Here is a 15285-nt window from a genome sequence, read left to right as displayed (position 1 = left end):
TTCCAACTGCTCTTTTTAGAGAACCACCGTCCGATTCGCGTTGAGGAACACCCTCCGCTCGATGTGGTAGCCCACCGCCCGCGCCAGGGTCAGGCACTCGACGTCGCGGCCCTTGGCGATCAGGTCCTCGGGGTAGTGGGCGTGGTCCACGGCCTCGACGCCCTGGGCGATGATCGGGCCCTCGTCGAGGTCGTTGTTGATGTAGTGGGCGGTGGCGCCGACCAGCTTGACGCCCTTCTGGTAGGCCTGGTGATAGGGTTTGGCGCCCTTGAAGCCGGGCAGCAGCGAGTGGTGGATGTTGATCGCCCAGCCGTCCAGCCTGCGGCACAGCTCGGGGGAGAGCACCTGCATGTAGCGGGCGAGGATCACCAGTTCCGCGCCGCTTTGCTCGATCACCTGCCACACCTTGGCTTCCTGGGCGGCCTTGTCCTGCGGGTCGAGGGCGAAGTGGTGGTAGGGAATGCCGTGCCAGCGCGCCAGGGGCTCCAGGTCCGGATGGTTGGAGACCACCGCCGCCACGTCCATCGGCAGCTGGCCGATGCGCTGGCGGTAGAGCAGGTCGTTCAGGCAGTGGTCGGCCTTGGAGACCATGATCACCACCTTGCTGCGGTAGCCCGGCGGGGTCAGTTCGGTCTTCATCTGGAAGGGCTCGACGCGCTCGGCCAGGCTGGCGCGGAAGGCCGCCTCGTCGAAGCCGGGCGGGGCGCGGAACTCCACGCGGATGAAGAAGCGCTGGGCCAGGCGGTCGTCGAAGGAGTGGTGCTCGGTGACGTAGCACTGCTGTTCGAACAGGTGGCGCGTCACCACGTCGACGGTGCCGAGCAGGCTCGGGCTGTCGGCGGTGAGGATCCAGGTATCGGGGGTGCGGCTCATGACATGGCTCCGGTGGCGACGCGGGAGGGCGGGCCGGGTGGCCCGCCCGCCGGGATCAGGCGGCGATCTGCAGGCCGTACTCGGCGCTGGCGTCCTGCAGCCACAGCCAGAAGTAGTCGGCGAAGCTGCGGCGCACCACCAGTTCCCAGGTGTCCTCGCCGGTGTGGCGGATCACGCACTGGGACTTGGCGAAGATGCTGCCCACCGCCTTGCCCACCGGGAAGTTGCTCGGGTGCACGTCGTAGCTGGTGGACTTCATCAGCAGTTCGCGCACCTTCGGCCCGGTGAGTTCCAGCAGGGTCTGCCCGCCGCTGACGTTGACCACCGAGTAGTGCAGGTCTTCGCCGAGGGTTTCGCGCAGTTTCTTCTCAACAGTGAATTCCTCGCCGCCGGGGACGATCAGCAGCCACTCGTCCGGGCCCAGCCACTGCAGCGAGACCTCGCCCTTGGCTACCAGGCCCAGGGCCACCGGCAGCTCCAGGCCCAGGGCCTTGTGCACGCCTTCGGCGAAGGCCGCGTCATGGGCGCTGCCGCGCAGGGTCAGGTGGCCCAGCAGCTTCTTCTCGCGCAGGGTGATGCCGGCGTTGGCGACGCTGCGGCCGGCGAGCTTGTCCAGCTCGGCGTGGTGCAGCGGGGTCTCGACTTTCACCCCGGCTTCGGGGCATTGCTGGTAGAGGTTTGCCTTGCTCATTCGTATTCACCTTGGGGCGCCGTGCGCCCTGGAATCCTGACGCCCTCCTCCTGGCGGAGGAGGGCTCGGCCTTCGCTTGCGGCTTGTCGCTTACCGCTTGCAGCTGCTCTTAATCCACATTCTGCCGTTCGCCTTTCGGGTCGTAGAACACCGAGCTGCAGATTTCCGCCTCAATCACCCGGCCGTCGACCAGGGGCGCGTAGACCTTCTCGCCCATGCGCTTGAGGCCGCCCTTGACCACCGCCAGGGCGAAGCCGTAGCCGAGGGTGCTGCTCATGTAGCTGGAGGTGACGTGGCCGACCATGTTCATCGGGATCGACTGCTGGGTGGTGAATACCAGCTGGGCGCCTTCGGGCAGCACGTCCATGGGGTTGGTGGGTTTCAGCCCGACCAGTTGCTTGCGGTCTTCGCGCAGGCAGTCGGCGCGGTTCATGCCGCGCCAGCCGATCCACGAGAAGGGCTTGGTGCGGCCCACGGCCCAACCCATGTTGAGGTCGTCCGGGGTCACCGAGGCGTCGGTGTCCTGGCCGACAATGATGAAGCCCTTCTCGGCGCGCAGCACGTGCATGGTCTCGGTGCCGTATGGGGTCAGGTCGTACTTCTTGCCGGCCTCGACTATGGCTTCCAGCACGCCCATGGCGTAGTTGGCCTGGATGTTCACCTCGTAGGAGAGCTCGCCGGTGAAGGAGATGCGGAATACCCGCGCCGGCACGCCGGCCACCTTGCCTTCCTTCCAGGTCATGAAGGGGAAGGCGTCCTTGTCCAGGTCGATGTCGGTGACCTCGGCCAGCAGCTTGCGGCTGTTGGGGCCGGACAGGGTCAGGGTGGCCCAGTGGTCGGTGACCGAGGTGAAGTACACCTTCAGCTCCGGCCATTCGGTCTGGTGGTACAGCTCCAGCCACTCCAGCACGCGGGCGGCGCCGCCGGTGGTGGTGGTCATGACGAAGTGGTTGTCCGCCAGGCACGCGGTCACGCCGTCGTCGAAGACCATGCCGTCTTCCTTGCACATCAGGCCGTAGCGGGCCTTGCCCACGTCCAGCTTGGTCCAGGCGTTGGTGTAGACGCGGTTGAGGAACTCGCGGGCGTCCGGGCCCTGGATGTCGATCTTGCCCAGGGTGGAGGCGTCCAGCAGGCCCACCGACTCGCGCACCGCGCGGCATTCGCGGGCCACGGCGGCGTGCATGTCCTCGCCGGCTTTGGGGAAGTACCAGGGGCGCTTCCACTGGCCGACGTCCTCGAACTCGGCGCCGTTCTTCACGTGCCAGGCGTGCAGGGCGGTGAAGCGCACCGGCTCGAACAGGTGGCCGCAGTGGCGGCCGGCCACGGCGCCGAAGGTCACCGGGGTGTAGTTCGGGCGGAACATGGTGGTGCCGGTCTCGGCGATGCTCTTGCCCTGGGCGCGGGCGGCGATGGCCAGGCCGTTGATGTTGCCCAGCTTGCCCTGGTCGGTGCCGAAGCCCAGCGCGGTGTAGCGCTTGACGTGCTCGATGGACTCGAAGCCCTCGCGGCAGGCCAGCTCGATGGCCGCGGCGGTGACGTCGTTCTGCGGGTCGACGAACTGCTTGGGCGCGCGGGAAGTGGGCTTCTCGTGGGGCACCTGGAACAGCGCCACGGTCGGCTCCTCGACCCGCTCGGAAGCCTTCGGCAGCTCGCCTGCGACGGCCTTGAAGCCGGCGTCCTCGGCGGCCTGGGTGCCGGCGTTGTAGCCGTCCTGCAGGTTGTCGGCGAGGCGGAACACGCCGTTCACGGCGCCTGCGCAGATGCGCTTCTGCAGGCCTTCGCCGGGGACGAAGGCGAGGATGTCCTCGCGCCACTCGGGCTTGCCGCCCAGGTGCGAGGCCAGGTGCACCACCGGGCTGTAGCCGCCGGAGCTGGCGATCAGGTCGCAGTCCAGCCAGTCGCCGGGGGCGGTGACCTTCAGGCGGATGGGGTCGATGGCGGCGATTTTCGCGCCGCTCACGCGCTTGCCGCCGCGGGCTTCGATCACCGCGCTGCCGGTGATGACGCGCATGCCGCGCTTGCGGGCTTCTTCCACCCACTCGCCGCGCGGGTTGGCGCGGGCGTCGGCGATGGCCACCACTTCCAGGCCGGCTTCCTGCCAGTCCAGGGCCACGCGGTAGGCGTAGTCGTTGTTGGTGGAGAGCACCAGCTTCTTGCCCGGCGCCACGCCGTAGCGGCGCACGTAGGTGGAGACCGCGCCGGCCATCATGTTGCCCGGCAGGTCGTTGTTGGCGTACACCAGCGGCCGCTCGTGGGCGCCGGCGGCGAGCACCACGCGCTTGGCGCGCACGCGGTGCACACGGTGGCGCACCTGGCCCAGCGGCGCGGTTTCACCGAGGTGGTCGGTCAGGCGCTCGTGGATGGTGAGGAAGTTGTGGTCGTGGTAGCCGTTCACCGTGGCGCGCGGCAGCAGCACGACTTCCGGCAGCGACTTCAGCTCGGCCAGCACCTGCGCCACCCATTCGGCGGCGGGCTTGCCGTCGAGGGTCTCGCGGGTGTCCAGCAGGCTGCCGCCGAACTCTTCCTGCTCGTCGGCCAGGATCACCCGGGCACCGGTGCGCGCAGCGGCCAGGGCAGCGGCCAGGCCCGCGGGGCCGGCGCCGACCACCAGCACGTCGCAGTGGCGGTTCATCCAGTCGTAGCTGTCCGGGTCGACCTCGGTGGGCGCGCGGCCAAGGCCCGCGGCCTTGCGGATGTACTTCTCGTACGTCAGCCACATGGACTGCGGGTACATGAAGGTCTTGTAGTAGAAGCCGGGGGGCATCATCTTGCCGCCGACCTTGCCGAACACGCCCATCAGGTCGTTCTGCACGTTCGGCCAGCCGTTGGTGCTGCTGGCCACCAGGCCCGGGTACAGGGCCTGCTGGGTGGCGCGCACGTTGGGCACCTGGGTGGCCTCGCGCGAGCCGATCTGCAGGATGGCGTTGGGCTCCTCGGCGCCGGCCGCGACTATGCCGCGGGCGCGGGAGTACTTGAAGCTGCGGCCGACCACGTCGACGCCGTTGGCCAGCAGGGCGGCGGCCAGGCTGTCGCCGGCGAAGCCCTGGTATTGCTGGCCGTTGAAGGTGAAGGTCAGCGGCTTGCTGCGGTCGATGCGACCGCCACGGGAAAGGCGATTGATCTGGCTCATGTTCAGGCCTTCGCGACTGCGGGCTGGGCGGCGGGTTTCTTCTCGGCGCTGGTCACGCTGGGTTTCTCGCCGATCTTGTAGGTTTCGAGGATCTCGTAGGTCACGGTGTGGCGGGTGGCGTTGAAGTACTGCCGGCAGCCGGCGGCGTGCACCCACAGCTCGTGGTGGATGCCGCGCGGGTTGTCGCGGAAGAACATGTAGTCGCCCCACTCCTCGTCGGTGCAGGCGCCGGGGTCCAGCGGGCGCGGGATGTGCGCCTGGCCCTTGGCGTGGAATTCCTCTTCGGAGCGCAGCTCGCCGCAGTGAGGGCAGAAGATATGCAACATGGTGAAGGCCCTCTTAGTGAGCTACTGCCGCAGCGCCGTGCTCGTCGATGAGCGCGCCACTGTGGAAACGTTCGATGGAGAAGGGTGCGGCCAGCGGGTGCGGCTCGCCGGTCGCCAGGGTGGCGGCGAAGACGTTGCCCGAGCCGGGGGTGGCCTTGAAGCCGCCGGTGCCCCAGCCGCAGTTGAAGAACAGGTTCTTCACCGGCGTCTTGCCGATGATCGGGCAGGCGTCCGGGGTGGTGTCGACGATGCCGCCCCACTGGCGGTTCATGCGCACGCGGGAGAGCACCGGGAACATCTCGACGATGGCCTGCAGGGTGTGCTCGATCACCGGGTAGGAGCCGCGCTGGCCGTAGCCGTTGTAGCCGTCGATGCCGGCGCCGATGACCAGGTCGCCCTTGTCCGACTGGCTGATGTAGCCGTGCACGGCGTTGGACATGATGACGCTGTCGATGATCGGCTTCAGCGGCTCGGAAACCAGCGCCTGCAGCGGGTGCGATTCGATCGGCAGGCGGAAGCCGGCGAGCTTGGCCATGTGCCCGGAGTTGCCCGCGGTGACCACGCCGACGCGCTTGGCGCCGATGAAGCCGCGGTTGGTCTCGACGCCGATCACCGCGCCGTCCTGCTTGCGGAAGCCGATGACCTCGGTCTGCTGGATCAGGTCCACGCCCAGGGCGTCGGCGGCGCGGGCGAAGCCCCAGGCCACCGCATCGTGGCGGGCCACGCCGCCGCGGCGCTGCACGGTGGAGCCCATGATCGGATAGCGGGCGCTCTTGGTGCAGTTCAGGTAGGGGATTTCCTCGGCCACCTGCTGGGCGTTCAGCAGCTCGCCGTCCACGCCGTTGAGGCGGTTGGCGCTGACGCGGCGCTCGCCGTCGCGCATGTCCTGCAGGGTGTGGCAGAGGTTGTAGACGCCGCGCTGGGAGAACATGACGTTGTAGTTGAGGTCCTGGGACAGGCCTTCCCATAGCTTCATGGCGTGCTCGTAGAGCTGCGCCGACTCGTCCCACAGGTAGTTGGAGCGGACGATGGTGGTGTTGCGCGCGGTGTTGCCGCCGCCCAGCCAACCCTTCTCCACCACCGCGATGTTGCGGATGCCGTGTTCCTTGGCCAGGTAGTAGGCCGTGGCCAGGCCGTGGCCGCCGCCGCCGACGATGACCACGTCGTACACCGGCTTGGGCGTGGGCGTGCGCCACATGCGCTGCCAGTTCTCGTGGTGGCTCAGTGAGTGCTTTAACAGGCCGAAGCCGGAGTAGCGTTGCATGTGGGTGCTCCTGAAAATCTCGTGTCGCGGCGTTCTACCTGTAGGAGCGGGCCCTGCCCGCGATGCTTTCGGCCATTCGCGGGCAGGGCCCGCTCCTACGGAACAAGGGCCGCGGGAATCTCAACGATAGACCGGGAAGTCGGCGCACAGGCCGGCGACCTGGGTGGCCACCTTGGCCTCGACGTCGGCGTCGCCCAGGTGGTCGAGCACGTCGCAGATCCAGCCGGCCAGTTCGCGGCTCTGTTCTTCCTTCAGGCCCCGGCTGGTGATGGCCGGGGTGCCGACGCGGATGCCCGAGGTGACGAACGGGCTCTGCGGGTCGTTGGGCACGGCGTTCTTGTTCACCGTGATGCCCACGCGGCCGAGGGCGGCGTCGGCTTCCTTGCCGGTCAGGCCCTGCTTGACCAGGCTGATCAGCATCAGGTGGTTGTCGGTGCCGCCGGAGACCACGTCGTAGCCGCGGTCGATGAAGACTTCGGCCATGGCCTTGGCGTTCTTGATCACCTGGGCCTGGTAGTCCTTGAACTCCGGCTCCAGCGCTTCCTTGAAGCACACCGCCTTGGCGGCGATCACGTGCATCAGCGGGCCGCCCTGGGCGCCGGGGAACACCGCGGAGTTGAGCTTCTTCTCGATCTCCTCGTTGCTGCGAGCCAGGATCAGGCCGCCGCGCGGGCCGCGCAGGGTCTTGTGGGTGGTGGTGGTGACCACATCGGCGTAGGGCAGCGGGTTCGGGTACAGGCCGGCGGCCACCAGGCCGGCGACGTGGGCCATGTCGACGAATAGCAGCGCCCCGACCTTGTCGGCGATGGCGCGGAAGCGCGGGAAGTCGAGGGTCTTGGAGTAGGCGGAGAAGCCGGCGACGATCATCTTCGGCTTGTGCTCCACGGCCAGGCGCTCGACCTCGTCGTAGTCGATCAGCCCGGTGGCGGTGTCCAGGCCGTACTGCACGGCGTTGTACAGCTTGCCGGAAGAGGAGACCTTGGCGCCGTGGGTCAGGTGGCCGCCGTGGGCCAGGCTCATGCCCAGGATGGTGTCGCCGGCGTTGAGCAGCGCCAGGTACACCGCCGAGTTGGCCGAGGAGCCGGAGTGCGGCTGGACGTTGGCGTAGTCGGCGCCGAACAGCTGCTTGGCGCGGTCGATGGCCAGCTGCTCGACCTTGTCGACGTGCTCGCAGCCGCCGTAGTAGCGCTTGCCCGGGTAGCCTTCGGCGTACTTGTTGGTCAGCCCGCTGCCCTGGGCCTGCATGACGCGCTTGCTGGTGTAGTTCTCCGAGGCGATCAGCTCCAGGTGGTCTTCCTGGCGTTCTTCCTCGGCGGCCATGGCGGCGAAGAGTTCGTCGTCGTAGCCCTGGATCTGGTCATGCTTGCTGAACATCGCGGTCTCCGTGCGACAGGCGCGTCGCTTGTGGGTGGAGGCTGCCCTGACCGCCCGCGCCGGGAGCCTGGCAGGGCTCGGCGCGAAGGGATCGGTATTAGCCAGTTGCAATCGATTGTGCGCAATAGCCAGCCCCCCCATTTGCCTGTTTGCGACGTCAAAATGCCCAAACCTACCCGCGCGCTGCACCGCCCGTCCCTGCTTCGTCTGCGCCGGGCCCGCGGCAGCCGCGAAGGCGTCGGCGCGACATCGCCAAGGGTGTAAGCTGGAGGCCGCCAGCGCCCCCGGCGCATGTCGCAGAAGAACAAGAAAAGCAGGCTGTCCTGACTGCCGTCGCCCCGCCCCGCGGAAAACGCCGTGCCAGCCAGCGCAGTGGAGGTTTCGATGATGCTCAGTGCTGTCCCGACCAACGGTCGCGAACACCAACCCGACGCCGTTGCGGCCACCGCCACCAGGACCTTCGGCTTCCTGCTGGTGCCCAACTTCACCACCATCGGCTTCGCCTCGGCGGTGGAAACCCTGCGCATGGCCAACCTGGCGGCGCACCGGCCGCTGTACCGCACCCTGCAGATAGCCGCGGACCTGGAGCCGGTGCGCGCCAGCAACGGCATGCGCGTAGTGCCGGACCACGGCATCGACGAGGTGCCGCGCCTGGACGCGCTCTTCGTGGTCGGCTCCAACCCCATCCCGGCCAAATGCGACCGGCGCCTGCTCGACTGGCTGCGCAAGCTGGCCCGCCAGGGCGTGCCGCTGGGCGGCATCTGCACCGGCAGCCACCTGCTGGCCAGCGCCGGGCTGCTCAAGGACTACCGCTGCACCATCCACTGGGAAGACATCGAGCAGCTCAAGGAGCGTTTCCCCGGCATCGTCATCTCCAACCAGCTGTTCGAGCTGGACCGCGACCGCTACACCTGCTCCGGCGGCACCGCGGCCATGGACATGACCCTGCAGCTGATCGCCCGCGAGCCGGGCGGCGTGGAGATCGCCACCCGCGCCGCCGAGCTGCTGCTGTGCGACCGCATGCGCGGTTCCCGCGAGCAGCAGCGCATCCCCCTGCGGCAGAAGCTGGGCAGCGCCCAGCCCAAGCTGAGCCAGATCGTGGCGATCATGGAGGCCAACCTGGAGGAGCCGCTGGAGCTGGACGAACTGGCGCAGCTCAACGAGGTGTCGGTGCGCCAGCTGGAACGCCTGTTCCACAAGTACCTGCAGCGCACCCCCAGCCAGTACTACCTGGAACTGCGCCTGAACCGCGCCCGCGACCTGCTGTTGCGCAGCGAGGCGCAGATCCGCGAAATCGCCCTGTCCTGCGGCTTCACCTCGCCGGCGCACTTCTCCAAGTGCTACAGCCGCTTCTTCGGCTGCTCGCCGCGCGGCCAGCGCAAGCAGAGCCCACTGGGGGCCTGAAACGCGAAAAGCCGTGCCCCTGGGCACGGCTTTTCGTTACGGATGGCGCGGCCGCCTCAATCCTCCATCGGCCGGTGCGCCGTCTCCCGCACGCAGAGCATCACCAGCAGCGCCACCGCCGCCGCGGCCACCAGCATCCAGGCCGGCGCCAGCTTGTTGCCGGTGAGGCTGATCAGCCAGGTGGCGATGAACGGCGCGGTGCCGCCGAACAGCGCATTGGCGGTGTTGAAGCTGAAGGCGAAGCCGGTGTAGCGCACGCGGGTGGGGAAGATTTCCGCGAGGAAGCAGGGCAGGGTGCCGTCGTTCATCGCCAGCATCAGGCCGAAGCCGATCTGGATCAGCAGGATGAAGGCGAAGCCCTGGTCGCCCAGCAGGCGGAACAGCGGCACGGTGAGCGCCAGGAACAGCAGCGAGGCGGCCACCAGCATGGTCTTGCGGCCGAAGCGGTCGGACAGCTTGCCCATCAGGAAGATGAAGCCGATGTAGGTGGCCAGCGACACGGTGGAGGCGAGGAAGGAATCGCTCTCGCTCATGCCCATCTCCGCGGACAGGTAGGTCGGCATATAGCTGAGGATCAGGTAGAAGGCCACCGCGTTCAGGCAGGTGGCGCCCACGGCCACCAGCAGGTGCTTGCGGTGGGTGCCGAACAGCTCGCGGATCGGCGCGCGGTGCTGGCCCTGCTTCTGCTCCATGGCCGCTTCCATCTCGCGGAACTTCGGGGTATCGGCCAGGTGCAGGCGGATGTAGCGGCCGATCAGGCCCAGGGGCGCGGCCAGCAGGAAGGGCAGGCGCCAGCCCCATTCGTGCAGCTGGGCGCTGTCCAGGTGCGCGTACAGCTGGGCGGCGAACAGCGAGCCCACCAGCAGCCCGGCGGCGGTGCTGGCCGGCACCAGGCAGGTGTAGAAGCCGCGCTTGCCTTCCGGGGCGTACTCGGCGAGGAAGGCCGAGGCGCCAGCGTATTCGCCCGAGGCGGAGAAGCCCTGCACCAGGCGGATGGCCAGCAGCAGCCCCGGCGCCGCCAGGCCGGCCTGGGCGTAGCCGGGCAGCAGGGCGATGCAGAAGGTCGAGCCGGACATGATCAGGATCGACAGCGACAGCGCGTTGCGCCGGCCGAAGCGGTCGCCGATGTGGCCCCAGACGATGCCGCCGATGGGCCGCACGATGAACGACAGGGCGAACACCGCGAAGGTGGCCAGCAGGCCGGAGACCTTGTCGGTCTGCGGGAAGAACACCACGGCGATGACCGCCGCCAGGTAGCCGTAGGCGGCGTAGTCGAACCACTCGACGAAGTTGCCCATGAAGGCCGCGCTGGCGGCCCGGCGCAGGACGCGGCGTTCCTCGGAGACGGGGGCGTTCATGGCGCCTCGGCCATAGGCCAGGGGTTGCTGGGAGAGGCTCATTGTGCGCCTCCCGCCGGTTGGGCGCAGTGTTGCGCGGGGGTGTCGGGAGCGCCGCTGGCGCCGTGCGTGAAGGTGACCATTGCCCATACCTCTGTTGTTATCGAAATGGAAGTTCGGCAGCGGGTAAGTCGTGGCTGGCGCGGATACGCCCGGCGCAGCCTCTTGTTCTTATCGGTCGTGGCACCGCCCCCGGGGGCGGTGGTGCTCGTTCTGCAAGCGAAGAAGCCGCGTGCTGTGCGCACGCGGCTCCCGGGGTCATTTACGGATGATGTTGCGCTGCGGCCCGTAGGGGAACCGGGTGATGTTCTCGGCGCCCTGCTCGGTGACGATCAGGATGTCGTGCTCGCGGTAGCCGCCGGCGCCCGGCAGGCCCTCGGGGAGCATGATCATCGGCTCCATGGAGACCACCATCCCCGGCTCCAGCACCGTGTCGATGTCCTCGCGCAGCTCAAGGCCGGCCTCGCGCCCGTAGTAGTGGCTGAGGGTGCCGAAGGAGTGGCCGTAGCCGAAGGTGCGGTATTGCAGCAGGTCGTGTTCCAGGTAGATCTCGTTCAGCTCGCGGGCGATGTCGCAGCAGCGCGCGCCGGGCCTGATCAGCTTCAGGCCGGCCTCGTGGACCTTGACGTTGACCTCCCACAGGCGCAGGTGCTCGTCGGAGCAGTGGTCGAGGAACAGGGTGCGCTCCAGCGCGGTGTAGTAGCCGGCGATCATCGGGAAGCAGTTCAGGCTGAGGATGTCGCCCTTGTTCACCTTGCGCGAGGTCACCGGGTTGTGCGCGCCGTCGGTGTTGATGCCGGACTGGAACCAGGTCCAGGTGTCCATCAGCTCGCCGTCGGGGAAGCGCTTGGCAATCTCGCGGATCATGGCCTGGGTGGCGTGCAGGGCCACTTCGTATTCCGGCACCTGGTCGTGCAGCGCCTCGACCACCGCGGCGCCGCCGATGTCGGCCACCTGGGCGCCGTGGCGGATGATGGCGTGCTCCTCGGCGGACTTGATCATGCGCATGCGCATGCAGGCGGCGGCTACGTCCACCAACTCGGCCTCGGGATAGCGGGCGGCGAGCTTGTCGCGGTTCTGCAGGTTCAGGTGGTCGAACTCCACGCCGATGCGCCGGGCCTTGGGCAGGGCCTGCTGGATGGCGGCGAAGTAGTTGTCGCGCTGCCAGTCGGTGTAGACGATGTTGTCGGTGCCCTGGGTGCGGCGCCAGGGCTGGCCGCCGTCGATGTTGGCGCTGATGCTGACCGCGGCGTCCTGGGTGACCACCAGGGCGTAGGGGCGGCCGAAGGAGCAGTAGAGGAAGTCGGAGTAGTAGTTGATGTTGTGGTAGGAGGTGAAGACCGCGGCATCGATGCCCGCCTCGGCCAGGTGGGCGCGCAGTCTGGCCTGGCGGTTGGCGTATTCCTGCCCGGAGAAGGTCGGGCGGACCTTCTGGCCGTTGCGGATGCGGATCGTCTGGGGCATTTGCATGGCGTTCTTCCTCGCTGCTTCTTGTCGGTCGACGCGCCTTTCTGGCCCGTCGTTGGAAGGCATTGCAGCAGAAGGCCGGGGCGCTCTTTTGCACGAATCCGACCCGAACTTGGACGTATCCGCTCGGCCCGCGCCGGGGCGCTCTTCGTAGGATGGGTTGAGCTTGCGAAACCCATCGCCATGGCCTGATGGGTATCGCAAGCTCAACCCATCCTACGGCGGCGTTTCTCGGTGTCGTGGGCGCAAAAAAAGAGGCCCGCAACGTGCTGCCGACACGTGCGGGCCTGTGGTGCAACCGGGGAAAGGGCTAGTGCAGCGCCGCCTGGCGCCGCTCCTGGGTCGGCGGGCGGCCGAAGTGCTCGCGGTAGCAGCGGGTGAAATGCTGCTGGCAGGGGAAGCCGCAGGCCCGCGCCACCTCGGCCAGCGGCCGGGCGCTGCCGCGCAGCAGTTGGCGGGCGTGGGCCAGGCGCAGGCGCTGGTAGTAGCGCGCCGGAGTGCATTGCAGGTAGCGCTGGAACAGGCGTTCCACCTGGCGCCGCGACAGGCCCAGGGTGGCCGCCAGCTGCGGCATGCCCAGGGGCCGCGTGAGGTGCGCGCGCATCAGCGCGATGGCGCGCTGCAGGCCGGCGTGGGGCGGCGTGGAGGCCTGGAGGGTGCCCAGGCTGCGTTCGTCGTCGAGGATGGTGCGCACGGCCTGGGCCAGCGCCGGGCCCTGGCTGCGGCCGATCAGTTGCAGCAGGGCGCTGGCGTAGTCGCCCTCGCCGCTCGCCGGGCGGCAGCCTTCCGGGCCGCAGAGCAGCAGCAGGTCGGCCGGCGGGCGCTGGGCGAGGCTGGCGTCGCAGTTCACGCACAGGCCGCTGCTGGCCCTGGCTGGGCCGCCGTCCAGGCTCAGCAGGGCCCACACGGCGCAGCTGGCGCCGGCCAGCAGGTTGGCCTGGCGCAGCGGTTCCAGGGCCAGCGCCAGGGCGAACAGGTCGAAGCCGTCCTGCAGCAGGAAGTTCACGTGGGCCGGGGCGGTGTCGTGCATGGCGCTCTCCTCAGCACTCGATGATGCTGACGGCCAGGCCGCCGCGGGAGGTTTCCTTGTACTTGTCGTGCATGTCGGCGCCGGTGTCGCGCATGGTGCGGATGGCCTGGTCGAGGCTGATGAAGTGCTGGCCGTCGCCGCGCAGGGCCATCTGCGCGGCGTTGATGGCCTTCACCGCGGCGATGGCGTTGCGCTCGATGCAGGGCACCTGGACCAGGCCGCCGACCGGGTCGCAGGTCAGGCCCAGGTTGTGCTCTAGGCCGATCTCGGCGGCGTTCTCCACCTGTTCGGGGCTGGCGCCGAGGACTTCGGCCAGGCCGGCGGCGGCCATGGCGCAGGCCGAGCCGACCTCGCCCTGGCAGCCGACTTCGGCGCCGGAGATGGAGGCGTTCTTCTTGCACAGGATGCCCACGGCCGCGGCGGCGAGGAAGAAATCGACCACGTCCTGCTCGCTGGCATCGGGGTTGAAGCGCATGTAGTAGTGCAGCACCGCCGGGACGATGCCGGCCGCACCGTTGGTGGGCGCGGTGACCATGCGCCCGCCGGCGGCGTTTTCCTCGTTGACTGCCAGGGCGTAGAGGTTGACCCACTCCATGGCGCTGAGGGTGGAGCCGATGACGTTGGGCTTGCCGATCTCCAGCAGGTTGCGGTGCAGGCGGGCGGCGCGGCGCTGCACGTTGAGGCCGCCAGGGAGGATGCCCTCGGCCTTGAGGCCGTTGTTCACGCAGTCCTGCATGGCGCGCCAGATGCGCATCAGGCCGTCGCGGGTGTCGGTGTCGCTGCGCCACATGCGCTCGTTGGCCAGCATCAGCTGGGACACGCGCAGGTTGTGGCGGCGGCACAGCTGCAGCAGCTCGGCGGCGCTGTTGAAGTCATAGGGCAGGCGGGTGGCGTCCTGGTCGAGGGAACCGGCGGCGGCCTGCTCGGCATCGACGACGAAGCCGCCGCCGATGGAGTAATAGGTGTCGGCGTACAGCTCGGCGTCACCCTCGTAGGCGACCAGGCTCATGGCATTGGGGTGGTAGGGCAGGTTCTCCTCCAGCAGGCGCATGTCGCGGACCCAGTCGAAGGCAATGCGCCGCTCGCCGGCCAGGAGCAGTTCGCCGCTGCCGAGCAGGTCGGCCATGCGCGGGGCGATCTGGCTGGGGTCGATGCGGTCGGGCCATTCGCCCATCAGGCCCATGATCACGGCGCGGTCGGTGCCGTGGCCGACGCCGGTGGCGGAGAGCGAACCGTAGAGCTTCACTTCGACGCGGCTGACGCGGGGCAGCAACTGGCGCTCGCGCAGGGCGCCGACGAACAGGGCGGCGGCGCGCATGGGGCCGACGGTATGCGAGCTGGAAGGGCCGATACCGATCTTGAACAGGTCGAACACACTGATGGCCATGCCGGGGCTCCTCGAATGGCGATGCCGCTGCCGCCGATTCTCGGCTGCCTGGCCGGGGAAAAGATGTCCGCTCCCGACCTGAAAATGCACCTGGCTGCCACCGGGCCACTGCTGCACGCCGCGCCGCCCGCGGCTAGAATGCCGCCACTGTCAAACCCGAGGACGCCATGAAACGCTCCCTGATCCTGCTCAGCGCCCTGATGCTCGGCGCGACCCTCCACGGCTGCGGCGGTGGCGACGACAAGGCCAAGGCCGAGAAGGCCGCGGCCGCCGCGGTGCCGGCCGACAGCTGCACCGGCCACCCGCTGGAAAAGGCCCTGCCGCCGAGCAAGGAAATGTACGGCTACCCGTTCATCTCCCGCGAATGCGGCTACAACGACGCCAAGCTGGTGTACGGCACCGCCGACGGCAGCCGCCACCTGGAGATCAGCCTGATCGACACCGGCATGCCGGCGCCGGCCCAGGATGCCAATAGCGAGCAGGCCATCGCCTACCGTGGTGCGCAGGACAAGCTGCGCGACATGACGCATTCCAGCCTGACGCTGCTGAACAAGACTCGCGAGACCGCGATCAAGAACGGCACTGCCGACAAGTTCGGTGGCGAGGACTACCTGCCGGTGATCGACACCACCCGCATGGGGGATCCCCTGGGCATAGTCGCCCCGGCCAAGGGCGAGGCGGGTGAGTCCAGCCTGACTGGGCTGATCAAGGGGCGCTACGTGCTGACTCTGAGCAGCCCGGACAAGCCCAATGGCGGTAGCACCCAGTCCATGCGGCAGTTGTTCGTGCCTATCGTCGAGCAGATGAAGCTGACGGCGTTGCCCTGATCGACTGCCTGCGGCGTGACCCGCCGAATCGCGGACAGAGTCCGCTCCTACGGTTACAGGGACGCACGGGCGTAGGAGCGGACTTTGTCCGCGAGTGGATTCCCCTAGCCACGCC

General features: G+C 68.5%; 12 protein-coding genes. 2 read left to right on the top strand and 10 right to left on the bottom strand.

All coding sequences use genetic code 11. The annotated features are described in order from the left end of the window. Positions 1 to 15: 15 nt before the first annotated feature. The 6 genes from purU to glyA form a co-directional block, all read right to left on the bottom strand. Positions 16 to 873 carry a formyltetrahydrofolate deformylase gene (purU, locus tag IG194_RS12725; RefSeq protein WP_058073090.1) on the bottom strand — a complete coding sequence of 286 codons (858 nt, stop codon included), beginning with the start codon at positions 871 to 873 and terminating at the stop codon, positions 16 to 18. 55 nt (positions 874 to 928) lie between these two features. Then, positions 929 to 1564 carry a sarcosine oxidase subunit gamma gene (locus IG194_RS12720; RefSeq protein ID WP_009614655.1) on the bottom strand — a complete coding sequence of 212 codons (636 nt, stop codon included), beginning with the start codon at positions 1562 to 1564 and terminating at the stop codon, positions 929 to 931. A 109-nt stretch (positions 1565 to 1673) separates the two neighbouring features. Next, complete coding sequence (locus IG194_RS12715; protein WP_058487869.1) at positions 1674 to 4694, bottom strand: sarcosine oxidase subunit alpha; 3021 nt, start codon at positions 4692 to 4694, stop codon at positions 1674 to 1676. A 2-nt stretch (positions 4695 to 4696) separates the two neighbouring features. Continuing rightward, positions 4697 to 5020, bottom strand: coding sequence for a sarcosine oxidase subunit delta (locus IG194_RS12710; protein ID WP_009614657.1), 324 nt, complete (start codon positions 5018 to 5020; stop codon positions 4697 to 4699). Between the two features lie 13 nt (positions 5021 to 5033). Next, positions 5034 to 6284: a sarcosine oxidase subunit beta gene (locus IG194_RS12705; RefSeq protein ID WP_009614658.1), complete on the bottom strand. Its 1251-nt coding sequence runs from the start codon at positions 6282 to 6284 to the stop codon at positions 5034 to 5036. Positions 6285 to 6404: 120 nt separating this feature from the next. Beyond that, positions 6405 to 7658: a serine hydroxymethyltransferase gene (glyA, locus tag IG194_RS12700; protein WP_043269972.1), complete on the bottom strand. Its 1254-nt coding sequence runs from the start codon at positions 7656 to 7658 to the stop codon at positions 6405 to 6407. A 387-nt stretch (positions 7659 to 8045) separates the two neighbouring features. Here glyA and IG194_RS12695 point away from each other — a divergent pair, with 387 nt between their 5' ends. Beyond that, entirely contained in the window at positions 8046 to 9062 is a 1017-nt protein-coding gene (locus tag IG194_RS12695) for a GlxA family transcriptional regulator (RefSeq protein ID WP_009614660.1), read from the top strand. 56 nt (positions 9063 to 9118) lie between these two features. Here the strand turns inward: IG194_RS12695 and IG194_RS12690 are convergent, their stop codons facing one another. The 4 genes from IG194_RS12690 to IG194_RS12675 form a co-directional block, all read right to left on the bottom strand. After that, a complete protein-coding gene (locus IG194_RS12690) occupies positions 9119 to 10420 on the bottom strand; it encodes an MFS transporter (RefSeq protein WP_176707189.1) in 1302 nt (433 codons plus the stop codon). Positions 10421 to 10717: 297 nt separating this feature from the next. Beyond that, a complete protein-coding gene (locus tag IG194_RS12685) occupies positions 10718 to 11929 on the bottom strand; it encodes a M24 family metallopeptidase (protein WP_058487867.1) in 1212 nt (403 codons plus the stop codon). Between the two features lie 307 nt (positions 11930 to 12236). Further along, complete coding sequence (locus tag IG194_RS12680) at positions 12237 to 12956, bottom strand: GlxA family transcriptional regulator (RefSeq protein WP_058487866.1); 720 nt, start codon at positions 12954 to 12956, stop codon at positions 12237 to 12239. Between the two features lie 10 nt (positions 12957 to 12966). Next, positions 12967 to 14343, bottom strand: coding sequence for an L-serine ammonia-lyase (locus IG194_RS12675; RefSeq protein ID WP_058487865.1), 1377 nt, complete (start codon positions 14341 to 14343; stop codon positions 12967 to 12969). A gap of 167 nt (positions 14344 to 14510) precedes the next feature. On the opposite strand from IG194_RS12675, the gene IG194_RS12670 reads away from it, so the two are divergent. After that, complete coding sequence (locus IG194_RS12670) at positions 14511 to 15170, top strand: hypothetical protein (RefSeq protein WP_058487864.1); 660 nt, start codon at positions 14511 to 14513, stop codon at positions 15168 to 15170. Positions 15171 to 15285 lie beyond the last annotated feature (115 nt).

The sequence above is a fragment of the Pseudomonas sp. ADPe genome (assembly GCF_014843515.1).
GTDB classification, from domain to species: domain Bacteria; phylum Pseudomonadota; class Gammaproteobacteria; order Pseudomonadales; family Pseudomonadaceae; genus Pseudomonas; species Pseudomonas citronellolis.
Note: the sequence above shows the minus strand (reverse complement) of the source record. Positions and strands in the feature narration are given on the sequence as shown.